The organism is Amycolatopsis sp. NPDC104587, assembly GCF_055583645.1.
In genome coordinates this window covers 13552-30223 of sequence record NZ_JBVJNO010000002.1, presented here as the reverse complement: position 1 = coordinate 30223, position 16672 = coordinate 13552, and the positions used below count along the sequence as shown (strand labels likewise).

Below are 16672 nucleotides of genomic sequence, written 5' to 3'. Positions count from 1 at the left end.
GGCGATGCCCAACCAAGCACCCACCGAGACGCGGGAGGACTCCGCGCCGCCGAACGAGACCGAAGGGCCCGCGATCCGGCTTTCCGGGCTGCGCAAGCACTTCGGTGACGTCCACGCGGTCGACGGCGTCGACCTCGACGTCCCGCCCGGCGAGTTCTTCTCCATGCTCGGCCCGTCCGGCTCCGGCAAGACGACGGTGCTGCGCCTGATCGCCGGCTTCGAGCTGCCCACCGACGGCACGATCGAGCTCGAAGGCCGCGACGTCAGCACGCTGGCGCCGTTCGAGCGGGACGTCAACACGGTGTTCCAGGACTACGCGCTGTTCCCGCACATGAGCGTGCAGCAGAACGTCGAGTACGGCCTGAAGGTCAAGCGCGTCCCGAAGCAGCAACGCCGGGAGCGCGCTCTTGAAGCCCTCAAGACCGTGCGGCTGGACGACTACGGCTCGCGCAAGCCCGCGCAGCTCTCCGGCGGCCAGCGCCAGCGCGTCGCGCTCGCCCGCGCGCTGGTGAACCGGCCCAAGGTGCTGCTGCTCGACGAGCCGCTCGGCGCGCTCGACCTCAAGCTGCGGCTGGCGATGCAGCTGGAGCTCAAGCAGATCCAGCGCGACGTCGGCATCACGTTCGTCTTCGTCACCCACGACCAGGACGAGGCGCTCACCATGAGCGACCGCATCGCCGTGTTCAACGACGGGAAGATCGAGCAGGTCGGGACGCCGGAAGAAGTCTACGAACGGCCCGCGAGCGCGTTTGTCGCCGGGTTCGTCGGCACCTCGAACCTGCTCGGCGGCCGCGGCGCCGAGTCCGTGATCGGCCGGCCGGGGCTGTTCAGCATCCGGCCGGAGAAGATCCGCATCGACGGCGAGCTGTCCGAACCCGCCGCCCCGGGCGACACCAGCGCGACCGGCACGATCACCGACGTCGTCTACGCCGGGGCCACCGTGCGGTACGCCGTCGCGCTCGACGCCGGGGGCCGGCTCTCGGTCGTCCGGCAGAACACCGACGGCGCTTTGGTGGAGGGCCGCGTCCGGCTCAGCTGGCGTCAAGAACACAGTTTTCAGGTTCCCGGTCAGTGAAGGGTTTGCCATGAAGAACAGGAAGACGCGGCTTGCCGGCCTCCTCGGCGCTAGCCTGCTGTTGGCTGCATGTGGCACGTCGGGCACGAGTTCGTCCGCGCCGCCCGGCGCGCAGGGGTTCACCCCGCCGAAGCTGGAGGCGCTGAAGGCGCTCGGCCAGCCGGAGGGCGCGCTGAACGTGCTGGCCTGGCCGGGGTACGCGGAGAACGGCTCCAACGACCCGAAGGTCAACTGGGTGACGCCGTTCGAGCAGCAGACCGGCTGCAAGGTGAACGTCAAGCCGTTCGGGACCTCCGACGAGGCCGTCACGCTGATGAAGACCGGGCAGTACGACGTCGTTTCGGCATCCGGGGACGCGTCGCTGCGGCTGGTCGCGTCGGGTGACGTCGAGCCGGTGAACACCACGCTCGTGCCGAACTACGCCGACGTCCAGCCGTTCCTCAAGGACAAGTCCTGGAACAGCGTCGGGAACGTGGCCTACGGGATCCCGCACGGCTGGGGCGCGAACCTGCTGACCTGGCGCACCGACAAGGTGACGCCGGCGCCGACGTCGTGGTCGGTGATGTTCGACGCGAACTCGCCCTACAAGGGCAAGGTGATCGCCTACGACTCGCCGATCTACATCGCCGACGCCGCGCTGTACCTGATGGCGCACCAGCCGGACCTCGGCATCAAGAACCCGTACGCCCTCGACGACAAGCAGTTCACCGCCGCGGTGAACCTGCTCAAGCAGCAGCGGCCGCTGGTGAGCGAGTACTGGTCGGACTACCTCAAGGAGTCGCAGGCGCTGAAGAACGGCGACGCCGTCGTCGGCACCGCCTGGCAGGTCACGGTCAACCTGACCAAGGGCGAGGGCGCGGCGCTGGAGTCGGCCGTCCCGAGCGAAGGCGCGACCGGGTGGTCGGACACGTGGATGGTCGCGGCGAAGTCGGCGCACAAGACGTGCGCGTACAAGTGGCTCGACTACATCATCAGCCCGAAGGTGAACGCCCAGGTCGCCGAGTACTTCGGCGAGGCGCCGGCGAACCCGAAGGCGTGCGCGGAGATGACGGACAAGACGCTCTGCGACACCTACCACGCCAACGACGCCGGTTACGCGTCGAAGATCGCGTACTGGACCACGCCGATCCAGCAGTGCCTCGACGGCCGCACGGACGTCAAGTGCAAGGACTACGGCGAGTGGACCAAGGCGTGGACGGAGATCAAGGGCTGACATGACCGCCGTATCGGCCTTCTTCTACCGGAAGCCCGAGCTGCGCTTGGGCTTCCTGCTCTCGGCGCCGCTGCTGTGGCTCGGCCTGGCCTACCTGGGCGCGCTGGCCGCGTTGTTCGTCACGGCGTTCTGGCACACGGACGCGTTCACCGGCCAGGTCGTGATCGAGTGGTCGCTGGACAACTTCAAGACGCTGTTCAGCGACGCGGTCTACCGCACGATCACCTTCCGCACGGTCGGGATCGCGGCGCTGGTCACGGTGATCGACGCCGTCGTCGCGTTCCCGATGGCGTTCGCGATGGCCAAGCTCGCTTCGCCGCGGGCACAACGGATCCTGGTGATCGCGGTGATGACGCCGTTGTGGGCGAGCTACCTGGTGAAGGCATACGCGTGGCGCTCGATGCTGTCCGGCAACGGCGCGCTGAGCTGGCTTTCGCCCGGTTACGGCGTCACGGCCACGATCATCACGCTGTCCTACCTCTGGCTGCCGTACATGATCCTGCCGATCTACGCGGGCCTCGACCGGCTGCCGGACTCGCTGGTGGACGCCTCCGGTGACCTCGGTGCCCGTTCGGTGAGGACGTTCCGGTCGGTGATCCTGCCGCTGACGTTCCCGGCGATCGTGGCGGGCTCGATCTTCACGTTCTCGCTGTCGCTGGGGGACTACATCGCGGTGAAGATCGTCGGCGGCACCTCGCAGATGCTCGGCAACGTCGTCTACGACAACATCGGCGCGGCGAACAACCTCCCGTTCGCCGCGACGGTGGCCACGGTGCCGGTCGTGATCATGCTCGTGTACCTGGCCGCGGTGCGCCGCACCGGCGCGCTCGACAACCTCTAGGAGCTTCCGTGCGTACCTCCCGCGTGGTGCTGTGGACGGCCTTGGGGCTCGGCCTGGCGGTGATCTACTTCCCGCTGCTGGTGGTGCTGCTCAACTCCTTCAACCCGGACACGACGTTCGGCTTCCCGCCGTCGAGCTTCACGCTGGAGTGGTGGAGCCGCGCCACGTCGAACGAGGGGGCGCTGAACGCGCTGTGGACGAGCGTCGAAGCCGGTCTCGCGGCGACGGCGATCGCGCTGGTGCTCGGCACGATGGCCGCGTTCGCGTTGCAGCGCTACCGGTTCTTCGGCCGGAACCCGGTGTCGCTGCTGATCATCCTGCCGATCGCGCTGCCGGGGATCGTCACGGGCATCGCGCTGAACAACGCGTTCCGGACGATCCTCGGCGTCGACCTCGGCCTGCTGACGGCGATCATCGCGCACGCGACGTTCTGCATCGTGGTGGTGTTCAACAACGTCGTCGCGCGGCTGCGCCGGATGGGCGGGAACCTGGAAGAGGCGTCGATGGACCTCGGCGCGACCGGGTTCACGACGTTCCGCCTGGTGACGTTCCCGATGCTGCGGTCGGCGCTGCTGGCCGGCGGGCTGCTGGCGTTCGCGCTGTCGTTCGACGAGATCATCGTGACGACGTTCACCCTGGGCACGGGCATGGAGACGCTGCCGATCTGGATCTACAACAACCTGTTCCGGCCCAACCAGGCGCCGATCGTGAACGTGGTCGCGGCGGTCCTGATCGTGGTGTCGACGGTGCCGGTGTACCTGGCGCAGCGGCTGTCCGGCGACACGGCCTCGGGCGGACGGCTCTAGGCTTCCGGGCCCGCCTCGTTGCCACGGTGAAGAAGATGTCCTCGCCGGACGGGCAGGCTCCGGGATGACCACCCAGCTCCTGTTGTGGGTCTTCGCTACTCGCGGAATGAGTCCGTCGCCGCGCGCAGGGCGGCCAGCACGCCGGGGTCGGTGACGGCGTGCCCGGCGCCCTCGAGCAGCTTCAGCTCCGAACCCGGCCACGCCCGGTGCAGCTCGTACGCCGTGGTCGGCGGGCAGACCGTGTCGTACCGGCCCTGCACGATCACCCCCGGAATGCCCGCGAGCTTGCCCGCGTCGCGGATCAGCTGGCCGTCTTCGAGCCAGGCGCCGTGGCTGAAGTAGTGGACGGCGAGCCGCGCGAAGGTCAGTGCGAACGCCGGATCGGCGTACTGCTGCACAAAAGTCTCCTGCGGCTGCACCGAAACCGTCGCGCCTTCCCAGGTGCTCCACGCGATCGCCGCGCGGTGCCGGACTTCTTCCCCCGGGTGGGAGAGCAGCTCGCTGTACGCGGCCAGCGGGTCGTCCCGGCGTCCCGCGGGCAGCGGCGCCAGGAAGGCCTCCCACTCCCGCGGGAACAGGTTCGCCGCGCCGCCGCGGTAGATCCAGTCGAGCTCGCTCCGCCGCACGGTGAACACACCGCGCAGGATGACTTCGCTGACGCGCGAAGGATGTGTCTCGGCGTAGGCCAGGGCCAGCGTCGCGCCCCACGAGCCGCCGAAGAGCTGCCAGCGCTCGATGCCGAGCCGTGCGCGCAGGGCCTCCATGTCGGCGACCAGGTGCCACAACGTGTTCGCGGTGAGGTCGCTCGCGTCCGGCGTCGACTGCCCGGAGCCGCGCTGGTCGAACAGGACGATCCGGTACGCTTGGGGGTCGAAGTGCCGCCGCGCCATCGGCGCGATCCCGCTGCCGGGCCCGCCGTGGAGCACCACGACCGGCTTGCCCTCGGGGTTGCCCGCCTCCTGACACCGGATCCGGTGCCCGTCGCCGACGTCCAGGAACCCTTCGGCGCGCGGGGGAAGCGGCGGGTACAGCTCGTCCATGCCCGACACTCTGCCGGAGTGGTCCTGGTCGTCGTCCCGACCCTATGTTTTCCAAGCGGGACGACGACCAGGAAAGGCGGGAGCCCGCCCCCGCCGCCGGGCTGAGCGGGCTCCCGGTCCGTGGGTCAGCCCCCGGGGCTGACGTCCGGACGAGGAGGAACGAAGCCGTCGGTGTGGTCACAACGACCGGCAGTCCGCACACGCATTCCCGTCCTCCTCGTCGAGGGTTCGAATCTTCGTCGTGGCGGCGACGGGCTAAACGCTAAGCCAAAGCCCGAACGTCAGTCAAGGACATGATTGAAGTTCATGTACGTGAACGCGCGCTGAGAGGACGCTGAGTGCGACCCCGCCCCTTGCCCGGTGTTAACGAATGGGCCGGTACGTTCCGGTGTCGAAGCTTCGAAAAGTGGCTTCGAAAGTGGCACGGAAAGGCTCGGAATGTCCGCGGTGACCTATGTCGAGGCGATTGTCGTCGGCGCCTTGCAAGGGGTGTCGGAATTGTTTCCGGTGTCCAGTCTCGGCCACAGCATCCTGCTGCCCGCCTGGCTCGGCGGGCAGTGGCAGCAGGACCTGAGCATCGGCAAGGACTCCCCTTACCTGGCGGTGCTCGTGGCGATGCACGTCGCCACCGCGCTCGCGCTCGTGCTGTTCTTCCGGAAGGACTGGGTGCGGATCATCGGCGGCCTCTGGACGTCGGTCCGCCACCGGGAGGTCCGCACCCCCGACCAGCGGCTCGCGTGGCTGCTCGTGCTCGCCACCATCCCGGTCGGGCTGGCCGGCCTGCTGTTCGAGGGGCTGCTGCGCGACTTCCTCGGCAAACCGGTGCCGGCGGCGGTCTTCCTCGCGCTCAACGGCGGAGTCCTTTACGCCGCCGAGAAGTTCTCCCGGCAGAAGCCCGCGGCCGACGACGACACCGTGGACTTCTCGGCCGAGGAGACGCTGGTCATGCGCGCGGTGAGCGTCGAGGAGAAGACCGACGTCCGGCTGGCGAAGCTGCGCGTCGGCGAGGCCGTGCTGATCGGCGCGGCGCAGATCTTCGCGCTGCTGCCCGGCATCAGCCGCTCGGGCATCACGATGGTCGCCGGGCTGCGCCGCGGTCTCGGCCACGAGGACGCCGCGCGGTTCGCGTTCCTCCTCGCCACACCGGTGATCCTCGCCGCCGGGGTGCTGAAGATGCCGACGCTGTTCGCGCCGGAGAACCAGGCGTCGCTCGGCCCGGCGCTCGTCGGGAGTGTCATCGCCGGGGTCGCTTCGTACATTTCCGTCCGGTTCCTCACCGGATATTTCGAAACGCGCACTTTGACCCCGTTCGCCATTTACTGCGTGGTCGCCGGAATCGGCAGCCTGATCTTCTTCGCGGTGTGAGGTGACGGTCGACGCCCCGGCGCTCCTCTGCGTGCTCGTCTTGGGCACGCTCTACGTGCGCGCGGCCCGGGGCCGCGGGTGGCCGCCGGGCCGCACCACGGCGTTCCTGACCGGCCTGGCGACGATCGTGCTCGTCACGTGCTCGCCGCTGGCCGTTTACGACACGACGTTCTTCTGGGTTCGCGCGGTCCAGGTCGTCACGCTGCTGATGATCACGCCACTGCTGCTGGCCATGGGCGCGCCCGTCCGGCTCCTGCTCGACACCACCCCGGCCCGGTGGCTGCGCCGCCACGGCCGAGGCAGGGTGGCGCGGGCCCTGACCTTCCCGCCGGTCGTCACGCTCGCGCTCGTGGTGCCCGTGCTGGTGCTGTACCTGACCCCGCTCTACGACCTCGTGCTGCGGTCCTCAGTGGTCGACGGCCTGGTCCGGCTGGTCCTGGTGCTTGCGGGGTTCGGCTACTTCTGGACCCGGCTCGGGCTCGACCCGACCCCGCGGCGCGACCCGCACCTGGTGTCGGTGTGGATCGCGTTCACCGAGGTGATCTTCGACGGCGCGCTCGGCCTGGTGCTCTGGCTCGGCCCGCTGCTGGCGCCGGCGCACTACGCGGCCGCGCACCCGGGCCGGGGCCCGGACCCCCGCACCGACCAGATCATCGGCGCGGGGGTGCTGTGGATCGGCGGCGACGTCGCCGGGCTGCCGTTCGTCGCCGCGCTGTTCGTCCGGTGGGCCCGCGACGACGAGCGGCGCGCGAAGGAGATCGACGTCCGGCTGGACGAGGAGGCTGCTTCGGGCGCCGCGTCGACGTCGGGGCTCTGGTGGGAGACCGACCCGGAGCTCGCCGAGCGGTTCCGGAGCCGATGACAAGGGCTCTCAAGCGCCCCAAGGCGGCCTTGGTTGCGTTGAACGCACCCAATGTGGCCTTCGGTGCGTTCAACGCACCGAAGGCCACATTGGGGCGCTGTGGGCTAGTCGTGGAACGCGTGCTCGGGCGCCGGGAACTCCCCACGCCGGACGTCCTCCGCGAACGCCGTCGCGGCGTCCTGCAGCACCGTCGCGACGTCGGCGTAGCGCTTGACGAACCGCGGCGCCTTCCCGCGCCGCAGCCCGGCCATGTCCTGCCACACCAGCACCTGGGCGTCGCAGTCCGGGCCGGCGCCGATGCCGACCGTCGGGATCTTCAGCTCCGCCGTGACGCGCTTCGCGGCTTCGGCGGGCACCATCTCCATCACCACCGCGAACGCCCCGGCCTCCTGCAGGGCCAGCGCGTCGGCGAGCAGCACGTCCGCCGCTTCACCGCGCCCCTGCACCCGGTAGCCGCCGAGGTTGTGTTCACTCTGCGGGGTGAACCCGATGTGGCCCATCACCGGCACGCCGGCCGACGTCAGCGCCTCGACGTGCGCGGCGAACCGCCGTCCGCCTTCGAGCTTCACGGCGTGCGCGCGGCCCTCCTTCATGAACCGCACCGACGTCTCGAGCGCCTGCTGCGGCGAGAGCTGGTAGGAGCCGAAGGGCAGGTCGGCGACGACCAGCGCCCGTTTGACCGATCGGGTGACCGCCCGGACCAGCGGCAGCAGCTCGTCGACCGTCACCGGCAGCGAGGTGTCGTACCCGAAGACGTTGTTGGCCGCGGAGTCGCCGACGAGCAGCACGGGGATCCCGGCCTCGTCGAACAGCGCGGCGGTGTACATGTCGTACGCGGTGAGCATGGGCCACGGTTCGCCGCGTTCCTTGAGCTCACGCAGGTGGTGCACGCGGACCTTCCGGCCCGGCGCCGGCTTGGCGGCGGGTCCGGTGCCGTACGGGGCGGGTTCTTCGGCGCTGGCAGACATCGTCGTCGACCGTCCTTCCCTCGAGGCCTCGGTGAGGTCCCCGGGTCGTGGAGCAGGGGCGTCTCAAAGCGTGACACGCGCCCGGAGCGCCCCCAACCGCGTGCGACAAGCTTCACACCCTCGGGGAGGAGCCGCCGTCAGCCTTCAGGTTGATGACCGGGGACAACCAACCTGTGTTCACTGACGTCAAGAAGAGGCATGACCATCGACCGGCCGCGAAAGGCGACAAAACCACCCATGGGAAACCTCGCGAGCACGCGTCCGCGCGTTCGGCCCTGGAAGGCGAAGGCGGGCGGCGTCGTCGCGACCGTGGTCCAGCTGGCCGCGGTGTTCTCCGTGGTCCTGCTGTTCGCCGGCGGCGCGCACGGGCGCCTGCTCAACGGCATCGACATGGCGTTCTCCAGCCTCAGCGTGCCGACCAGCGCGAGCCTGGTCATGGTGCTGCTGCTGGTCGTGCTGGGGGCCGCGCTGCGCCGTCGCAAGAAGGCCGCGCTGTACACGCTGGTGCTGTTCCAGGTCGGCGGGCTGCTGCTCACCCTCGCCCTGCAGGCGACGCTGCTGTGGTCACCCGAGCTGCTCTCGCTCGGGTCGCGGCAGGTCCGCCACATCCCGGTCCAGCTCTGGGCCCTCACCGCCGCCGACGTGCTGTCGGTCGGGCTGATCGTGTTCCTGCTCGCGTTGCGCCCGGCCTTCCCGGCCCGGCTCGCGCCGAGCGCCTGGCGCGACGGCCTGACCATGCTGTTCGGCGGGTTCGCCGTGGTCATCCTGGTCGGCTGGGGGCTCGCGGAGGCCTTCCCCGGCCACCTCGGCGACACGTGGGAGCGCTTCGCCTGGGTCGTGAACCACGCCACCGGTGAGAACCTGCAGCTGCGCCGGATCGGCGTCGGCGAGGGGCCGGGCTGGCTGGACGCGCTCATCGACCTCACCGCGACGCTCGTCGCCGCCGGGGCCCTCTACATGCTCTTCCGCGGGGTGCGCAGCCGTCGCCTGCGCACGGACGACGAAGAGCTGCGGGTGCGTCAACTGCTCGCCGAGCACGGCGAGGACGACTCGCTCGGCTACTTCGCGACCCGGCGCGACAAGAGCGTCGTCTTCTCGCCGAACGGCCGCGCGGCCGTGACGTACCGCGTGCTCGGCGGCACCAGCGTGGCGAGCGCGGACCCGGTCGGCGACCCCGAGTCGTGGCCGGACGCCGTCCGCGCGTGGCTCGACGAGACGCGCACCTACGGCTGGACACCGGGGGTGCTCGGCGCCAGCGAGGCCGGCGCGAAGGTCTACACCGACGCCGGCCTGCGCGCCCTGGAGATCGGCGACGAGGCCGTGCTCGACGTCCGCGAGTTCAGCCTCGCCGGGCCCGAGCGGCGGTCCGTGCGCCAGGCCGTCAAACGCATCGAGCGCGCCGGCTACACCTCGCAGGTCCGCCGGCACGGCGAGATCCCCGATGCGGAGATGACCGAGCTCCTCGCGCGGGCCCAGGCCTGGCGCGGCGCCGAGACCGAACGCGGGTTCTCGATGGCGCTGGGCCGCCTCGGCGACGCGAGTGACGGCCGCAGCGTGATGGTCGAGGCCTACGACGCCCGGGGTGAGCTGCGCGGGCTGCTGTCGTTCGTCCCGTGGGGCCGGCGAGGCCTTTCGCTCGACCTCATGCGCCGCGACCGCGACGCCGAGAACGGCCTCAACGAGTACATGATCGCCGAGGTCGTCGCGGCCGCGCAGCACCTCGGCGCGCAGCGGATCTCGCTGAACTTCGCGATGTTCCGCGCGGTCTTCTCCGAAGGCGAGCGGATCGGCGCGGGGCCGGTGCTGCGGGCCTGGCGCGGGGTCCTGAGCCTCGCTTCGCGGTTCTTCCAGCTGGAGTCGCTGTACCGGTCGAACGCCAAGTACGGGCCGGACTGGGAGCCGCGGTTCCTCTGCTACTCCTCGGCCCGGCGGCTGCCGCGGGTCGGCATCGTCGCGGGCGCGCTCGAGGGGTTCGTCCCGACCGGACGGTCGCGGTCGCTGCGGCTGGAGACGGTCGGCGACGAGTTCGTCGCGCGCGTCAAGGAGATCGAGGCGTCCGCGGCCACCCCGGCGGCGCGGGAGACGCGGCGGCCCGAGCAGGTCCGCGTCCGCATCGCGAAGCTCGCCAAGCTGCGCGAGTCCGGGATCGACCCGTACCCGGTCGGGTTCCGCCGCGACGACCACATCGGCGACGTCGTCGCGAAGTTCGGCGCGCCGGCCCCGGACACCGCCACCGGCCACCGCGTCCGCATCGCCGGGCGCGTGCTGGCGATGCGCATCCTCGGCGGGCTGTGCTTCGCCCGCGTCAAGGACTTCAGCGGCGAGATCCAGCTGATGCTGGACGCGGGACAGCTGGACCTCACCGGCTGGCGGACCGGCGTCGACCTCGGTGACCACGTCGGGGTCAGCGGCCAGGTCGTGACGTCGAAGCGCGGTGAGCTCTCGGTGCTCGTCGACGAGTGGACGGTCACCGCGAAGTGCCTGCATCCCTTGCCGGACAAGCGGAAGGGCCTCATCGACCCGGAGACGCGGGTGCGGCAGCGCTACCTCGACCTCGCCGTCAACCCGGACTCGACGGCGATGCTGCGGCTGCGTTCCACGGTGGTCCGCGCGGTGCGCGACCGGCTGCACCACGCCGACTACCTCGAGGTCGAGACGCCGATGCTGCAGACGGTGCACGGCGGCGCCAACGCCCGCCCGTTCGTCACGCACATCAACGCCTACGACATGCGGATGTACCTGCGGATCGCGCCCGAGCTGTACCTCAAGCGGCTGTGCGTCGCCGGCGTCGAGCGGGTCTTCGAGCTCAACCGCAACTTCCGCAACGAAGGGGTCGACGCGACGCACAACCCCGAGTTCACGATGCTCGAGGCGTACCAGGCCTACGCCGACTACGACTCGATGCGCGTCCTGACCCGCGAGCTCATCCAGCACGCGGCCGAAGCGGCGTACGGCGCCCAGGTCGTGCGCCGGCCCGACGCGGCCGGAAAGCTCGTCGAGCACGACATCTCCGGCGACTGGCCGGTCGTCCCGGTCCACGAAGCCGTCTCCGCGGCGCTGGGCGAGCGGATCGACTCGGGCACCTCGGTGGCCGAGCTGCGCCGGCTGTGCGTCGCCGCGGGCGTGCCGGTGGGGGAGGACCCGAGCCACGGCGACCTCGTGCTCAAGGCCCACGAGCACCTCGTCGAGGGTTCGACCGTGCTGCCGACGTTCTACACGGACTACCCGACGGACGTCTCGCCGCTGACCCGCCAGCACCGCACCGACCCGCTGCTGGCCGAGCGGTGGGACCTCATCGCGTTCGGCTCCGAGGTCGGCACGGCCTACACCGAGCTGACCGACCCGATCGAGCAGCGGCGGCGGCTGGAGGCGCAGTCCCTGCGCGCGGCCAGCGGCGACGTCGAGGCGATGGAGCTGGACGAGGACTTTTTGCTGGCCCTCGAGCACGGGATGCCGCCGACCGGCGGCCTCGGCCTGGGTGTCGACCGGCTGCTCATGATGCTCACCGGAGCGTCGATCCGCCAGACGGTCCTGTTCCCCTTCGTCCGTCCGCAGGCATAACGAGTCAGTCGACCCGGTCAGCGTCACACCGCCAGGACGCCGGGGGTCGCTTAATGTGTGCCTCGTGCGCACGGCTCGGATCGCCTCGGCCCTCCTCATGGGACTGGCCGTGCTGGCGTATTCGGGGTGGCTGCTGGAGTTCTTCCTCCCGACGGGCGTCTCGCCGGTGCGTGACCCGGTCGAGGCGCTGCTGACCGGCCCGCCGGTGTTCCGCGTGCTGCTCGCCGTCTCGGGGGTCGCGTTCGTGCTCGCCGGGCCGCCGCTGAACCGGCTCGGCCCAGTCCACTGGACGGCGCGGCTCAGCTCGATCTCGGTGAGCGCGTTCGGCGCCGTTGCGCTGCTGCAGGTCGCCTATCCTGGGCAGAGCGGTCTGCTGTCGTCGCTGGCGACCGTGGTGCTCACCGTCGGCGTGGTCAGCCTGATCCTGTGGTGGCCGCCGGGCTGGCGGGCGCTCGCTGTCGCCGGGCTCGTCGTCGTGCTGCTCACCTGGGCCGCTGTCGTCCTCACGCGGCAGCTGGACACGGCCGAAGGCGTGGTGACGCGCGTTCAGCAGGTGGTCCGCGCCGCGCTGTACGGCGTGGGCGGGGCGTACGCCTTCATCAAGCCTGCGCCCCGACATGCGCCTCGAGGCGGCTGAGCAGCTCCAGCAAGGTCTTGCGCTCGGCCGGGTCGAGCACGCTGAACGTGTCGTCGGCGTGCCCGTGCTGGATCCGCTCGATCTCCGTCAGCCGCGCGCGGCCGGCGTCGGTGACGGCCAGCAGGCTCGCGCGCCGGTCGGTCGGGTCGGGTTCGCGCCGCAGCAGGCCGTCCCGCTCCAGCGCGTCGACGGCCGAGGTGATCGCGCGGCCGGTCACCCCGAGGCGCCGTTTGACCTCGCCCATCCGCGGCCGGTCGCCGAGCAGGTCGACCATCAGCAGCAGCTGGACCTGGGCCGTCGGCCAGCCGCGCCGGGCGTAGGGCGCGCCAGCGTACCGGCGCAGGACGTGGGTGATGCGCCGCAGCGCGTCGGCCAGCTCCGCGCCGGTGGGGATGTTCTCGGTTGACACACCTCCGACTCTACCCGCAAAGTATATAGACGAAATTGATACTAACTACTTTGCGTCTAACTTTGGGAGAACTGTGTCGTTGTGGCGGAACCGGACGTTCGTGCTGCACACCACGGCGGTGACGATCTCGGTCCTGGGCACCGCGGGCGCCCAGGTCGCGGTGGTCTTCGCGGTGCTCGGGATGGGCGGCTCGGCGGGGGACGTCGGGGTGGTCGGCGTCTGCGGGCTCGTGCCGGCGCTGGCATTCTTCCTGGTCGGCGGGGTGGTCGCCGACCGGTGGCCGCGCAACCGCGTGCTGGTCGGCACGAGCGTGGTGTCGGCGGTGGTCCAGGCGGGGCTCGGGGTGGCGGTCCTGACCGGCCAGGCGCGGCTCGCGCACGTCGCGGTCGCGGCCGCGTTGACCGGCGTCGCGACGGCGTTCGCGAGGCCGGCCGCGCAGGGCCTGCTGTTGCGCGACCTGAGCCGCGAGGAGGGGCCGCGCGCGTTCGCCGCGTTCCGGCTGGCCCTGAACCTGGCCCAGATCGGCGGCGCGTCCCTCGGCGGGCTCGTGGTCGCGGCCACCGGGCCCGGTTGGACGCTGGTGGCGGACGCGCTCACGTTCGTCGTCGCGGTCCTCCTCGGGCTGGCGATCCGGGTCGAAGGCACGTTCAGCGCCCGGACCGGGGTGTTGCGTGAGCTGCGCGAGGGCTGGACCGAGTTCCGGTCGCACCGCTGGCTGGCGCCGATGGTCGTCCAGTTCGCGGCGGTCAACGCGCTGGCCGTCGGGGCGTACGAGCTGGTGCTCGGCCCGGTCGTGGCGGCCGACGCGGCCGCGTGGGGGCTGATCATGGCCTGCGACGCGACCGGCATGGTGCTGGGCGGCCTCCTGCTGCTGACCTGGACGCCGTCGCGCCGCTGGGCGGTCGGCGGGGGCGCGCTCACGGCCGCGCCCCTGGTCGCGATGACGTGCGGCGCCCCGGTTTTCCTCGTGTGCCTCGCGGCGGGACTGGCCGGGGTGGGCGTCGAGGTGTTCGGCGTCGGGCTGATGACGCTGCTGCGGCAGCACGTGCGCCACGACCGGTTGTCGCGGGTCTCGGCGTACCAGTCCCTGGCCGGGTTCGGGCTGACCCCGGCGGGCACGGCACTGGCCGGCCCGCTCGCGGCGTGGACGGGCGCCCGCGGGGCGCTCGCGCTCGCGGCCGGGCTGCTCTTGGCCGTTTCCGCCGGAAATGTCGGTGGCGAGTGGCACGATTCCGGAAACGGACTCGAAGGAGATGGTCTTGATGGCGGGAAACGTGCCTCCGGTGGCCGACGAGCGTGACGGGCTGCTGCGCTTCTTGGAGCAGCAGCGCTACGTCCTCAAGCTGGCCGCACACGGGCTCACGGACGATCAGGCGAGACGCACGCCGACGAAGAGCGCGCTCTCGGTGGGCGGGCTGGTCAAGCACGTCGCGACGACCGAGGACGGCTGGCTCGACATCATCCTGCAGCTGCCGCAGAAGCCGTTCGGCGAAGGCATGGCGGCGTACGAGGCGGGCTACCGGCTGGGTCCCGAGGAGACGCTGGAGAGCGTGCTCGCGCGCTACGACGAGGTCGCGGCCCGCACCGCCGAGGTCATCGGCCGGATCGAGGACCTCGGCCGCCCGGTCCCGGTTCCGAAGGGGGTGCCCTGGTACCCGCAGGACGTCGAGGCGTGGTCGGTGCGCTGGGTGCTGCTGCACCTGATCGAGGAGACCGCGCGCCACGCGGGCCACGCGGACATCATCCGCGAGCACGTCGACGGCGGCACGGCGATCCCCCTGATGGCGGCGGCCGAAGGCTGGCCGGAGACCCCGTGGGTCAAACCCTGGACCCCGGAAACCCAGCCCGCCTGACCACCCGAGTCGTCCGTTCCGGACCCGGCACCGGCCCGGCGGTCACCCCGCCGGGCCGGGTCGGACCGGTCAGAACAGGGTCGGCTCGTCCGCCAGCGCGCCCTCGATCACGAGCATCCGGCGCTTCGTCGCGACCCCGCCGCGGGCCGAGAACCCGCCGTCCTTGCCACCGGCCGCCATGACGCGGTGGCACGGCACGACGATCGGGAACGGGTTGTTCCCCATGGCCTGCCCGACGGCCTGCGCCGACCCGGGCAGACCCAGCCGGTGCGCGATGTCGCCGTAGGTCAGGGTCTTGCCGGGCGGAATGGCCCGCGCGATCTCGTACGCGCGGCGGTTGAACTCCGGCACGCCCGAAAGGTCCAGCCGGATCGACGTCAGGTCGTCCCGCGCGCCGTTCAGCAGCGCGACGATCCCGTCGACAGCCGCCCGGACCGGCGCCGGCGGCGGGCCTTCGACGGCGTCCGGGAACCGTCCGGCCAGCCGGGCGCGCATCCCGGCGGCGCCTCCGTCGGGCAGCGACGTCCCGATCACGACGTCGTCGCGCCACGCCAGCCCGCACGGCCCGATCGCCGTGTCGAACACCGTGAACCCCGTTGTCATGCGATCAGCCTACGACTGAAGAGGGGTGCCGCGGACCCGACGGATCGCTAGGTTCGGTTTGGGTGGTTTGCCGAGTTCGAGGAGGCCGTCAGGTGCGACGCGTGATGCTGGTGGTGGCGGTGCTGCTCGGTCTCACCACAACCCCCGCGGCAGCGACGGCCGACCCGCTCGTGATGCCGCACGTCGTCGTCGCGCACAACGCGTGGTGGGCCGAGCTGACCGTCCACCGAGCCGGCGGCACCGTCGTCGCGAGCTACCCGCAGATCGGCGTCGTCGTCGCGTACACGGCGAAGGACGACTTCGCCGCGAAGGTCCGTAAGACCCCGGGCATCGACGCCGTCGGGGCGACGCGCACCGCGAAGATCCCGAAGGAGTTCTTCGCGCCCCGCAAGGACGTCCGCTACACCGGGCCGAACTCGCCGAACTCCGGCCAGGTCCCGCCCGAAGGCACCGCCTGGGACGTCCCAGCGCTGCGCCTGCCCGAAGCGCACCAGGTCACCGAGGGCAGCCGGCGCACCGTCGTCGGCGTGCTCGACGTCGGCGTCGACGACACCCACCCGGACCTGAAACCGGCCTTCGACGCGAGGAGCTCCGTGTCCTGCCTCGCCGGCTGGGCCGACCGCAGTCCCGGCGCCTGGCGGCCGACGCTCGACGGCCACGGCACGCACGTCGCGGGCACGATCGCCGCGGCCCGCAACGGATCCGGTGTGGTCGGCGTCGCGCCCGGCACCCGCATCGCCGCCGTGAAGCTCGCCGAGCTCGACGACACCGAGACGGCCGAAAGCATGGTCTGCGGCTTCGTCTGGGCGGCCGAACACGGCTTCGCGATCACCAACAACAGCTACCGCTCGATCCCGTGGCGCTACAACTGCGACGACCAGCCGGACCAGGCCGCGGCCAAGCTCGCCGTCGGCCGCGCGGTCGCCTACGCCCAGCGTCGCAACGTCCTCGTCGTCGCCTCCGCCGGCAACGCCGGGATCAACCTCGACACCCGTTCGGTCGACACCGAGAGCCCGGCCGACAGCACCCCGGTCGAACGCCGCATCGACCCGACGTGCACCCGCCTGCCGCACGAGCTGCCCGGCGTCGTCGGCACCGGCGCGCTCGACGAAAAGTCGCTGAAGGCGAGCTTCTCCAACTACTCCGCGTCCCGGATCAGCGTCGCGGCGCCCGGCGCGCGCGTCTGGTCGACCTGGCCGAACGGCGAATACCGCTCCGCGAGCGGGACGTCGATGGCCGCGCCGCACGCGAGCGGCGTCGCCGCGCTGATCGCGAGTGAGCACCCGCGCTGGAGCGCCGAGCGGATCAAGCGCGCGCTCTACGAGACGGCGTCGCCGCTCCCGTGCCCCGACACCGTGTGCCAGGCGACGAAGACCGGCACGACCTACTACGGCCACGGGATGGTCGATGCGGCGACCGCGGTCGGCGCGGGATGATGG

Annotated in this window: 15 protein-coding genes; 11 read left to right on the top strand and 4 right to left on the bottom strand. The window is 71.3% G+C overall.

Going from position 1 to position 16672, the window contains the following annotated elements:
* Positions 1-4 precede the first annotated feature (4 nt).
* Genes ACZ61C_RS04555 through ACZ61C_RS04540 form a run of 4 tightly spaced genes read left to right on the top strand, consistent with a single transcriptional unit; the run spans position 5 to position 3935 of the window.
* A complete protein-coding gene (locus tag ACZ61C_RS04555; RefSeq protein ID WP_465302846.1) occupies positions 5-1075 on the top strand; it encodes an ABC transporter ATP-binding protein in 1071 nt (356 codons plus the stop codon).
* Positions 1076-1085: 10 nt separating this feature from the next.
* Entirely contained in the window at positions 1086-2288 is a 1203-nt protein-coding gene (locus tag ACZ61C_RS04550; protein ID WP_465302844.1) for an ABC transporter substrate-binding protein, read from the top strand.
* A 1-nt stretch (position 2289) separates the two neighbouring features.
* Entirely contained in the window at positions 2290-3129 is an 840-nt protein-coding gene (locus tag ACZ61C_RS04545) for an ABC transporter permease (protein ID WP_465302842.1), read from the top strand.
* An 8-nt stretch (positions 3130-3137) separates the two neighbouring features.
* Positions 3138-3935, top strand: a complete 798-nt coding sequence (locus tag ACZ61C_RS04540; RefSeq protein ID WP_465302840.1) for an ABC transporter permease — start codon at positions 3138-3140, stop codon at positions 3933-3935.
* Between the two features lie 95 nt (positions 3936-4030).
* Here the strand turns inward: ACZ61C_RS04540 and pip are convergent, their stop codons facing one another.
* Complete coding sequence (gene pip / locus ACZ61C_RS04535) at positions 4031-4975, bottom strand: prolyl aminopeptidase (protein WP_465302838.1); 945 nt, start codon at positions 4973-4975, stop codon at positions 4031-4033.
* Positions 4976-5413: 438 nt separating this feature from the next.
* Here pip and ACZ61C_RS04530 point away from each other — a divergent pair, with 438 nt between their 5' ends.
* Positions 5414-6340 carry an undecaprenyl-diphosphate phosphatase gene (locus ACZ61C_RS04530; protein WP_465302836.1) on the top strand — a complete coding sequence of 309 codons (927 nt, stop codon included), beginning with the start codon at positions 5414-5416 and terminating at the stop codon, positions 6338-6340.
* Between the two features lies 1 nt (position 6341).
* Positions 6342-7202 (top strand): cytochrome c oxidase assembly protein, encoded by an 861-nt coding sequence (locus ACZ61C_RS04525; protein WP_465302834.1) that lies wholly within the window; start codon positions 6342-6344, stop codon positions 7200-7202.
* A 104-nt stretch (positions 7203-7306) separates the two neighbouring features.
* On the opposite strand, the gene panB is transcribed toward ACZ61C_RS04525, so the two are convergent.
* Positions 7307-8170 carry a 3-methyl-2-oxobutanoate hydroxymethyltransferase gene (gene panB, locus ACZ61C_RS04520; RefSeq protein WP_354919570.1) on the bottom strand — a complete coding sequence of 288 codons (864 nt, stop codon included), beginning with the start codon at positions 8168-8170 and terminating at the stop codon, positions 7307-7309.
* Positions 8171-8407: 237 nt separating this feature from the next.
* Between panB and lysX the strand changes: the two genes are divergently transcribed.
* Complete coding sequence (gene lysX / locus ACZ61C_RS04515; protein WP_465302832.1) at positions 8408-11731, top strand: bifunctional lysylphosphatidylglycerol synthetase/lysine--tRNA ligase LysX; 3324 nt, start codon at positions 8408-8410, stop codon at positions 11729-11731.
* Between the two features lie 64 nt (positions 11732-11795).
* Entirely contained in the window at positions 11796-12368 is a 573-nt protein-coding gene (locus tag ACZ61C_RS04510; RefSeq protein ID WP_465302830.1) for a hypothetical protein, read from the top strand.
* On the opposite strand, the gene ACZ61C_RS04505 is transcribed toward ACZ61C_RS04510, so the two are convergent.
* Positions 12331-12777: a MarR family winged helix-turn-helix transcriptional regulator gene (locus tag ACZ61C_RS04505; protein ID WP_465302828.1), complete on the bottom strand. Its 447-nt coding sequence runs from the start codon at positions 12775-12777 to the stop codon at positions 12331-12333. The genes ACZ61C_RS04510 and ACZ61C_RS04505 overlap by 38 nt on opposite strands.
* Before the next feature lie 73 nt (positions 12778-12850).
* On the opposite strand from ACZ61C_RS04505, the gene ACZ61C_RS04500 reads away from it, so the two are divergent.
* Together ACZ61C_RS04500 and ACZ61C_RS04495 are read left to right on the top strand one after the other, a co-directional pair.
* Positions 12851-14077 (top strand): MFS transporter, encoded by a 1227-nt coding sequence (locus tag ACZ61C_RS04500; RefSeq protein WP_465302826.1) that lies wholly within the window; start codon positions 12851-12853, stop codon positions 14075-14077.
* On the top strand, positions 14040-14630 hold the full coding sequence (locus ACZ61C_RS04495; protein ID WP_465302824.1) for a DinB family protein: 591 nt from the start codon (positions 14040-14042) through the stop codon (positions 14628-14630). The genes ACZ61C_RS04500 and ACZ61C_RS04495 overlap by 38 nt, the downstream gene beginning before the upstream one ends.
* A 69-nt stretch (positions 14631-14699) precedes the next feature.
* Here the strand turns inward: ACZ61C_RS04495 and ACZ61C_RS04490 are convergent, their stop codons facing one another.
* On the bottom strand, positions 14700-15233 hold the full coding sequence (locus ACZ61C_RS04490; protein ID WP_465302822.1) for a methylated-DNA--[protein]-cysteine S-methyltransferase: 534 nt from the start codon (positions 15231-15233) through the stop codon (positions 14700-14702).
* Between the two features lie 92 nt (positions 15234-15325).
* On the opposite strand from ACZ61C_RS04490, the gene ACZ61C_RS04485 reads away from it, so the two are divergent.
* Entirely contained in the window at positions 15326-16669 is a 1344-nt protein-coding gene (locus ACZ61C_RS04485; protein ID WP_465302820.1) for a S8 family peptidase, read from the top strand.
* Positions 16670-16672: the final 3 nt, after the last annotated feature.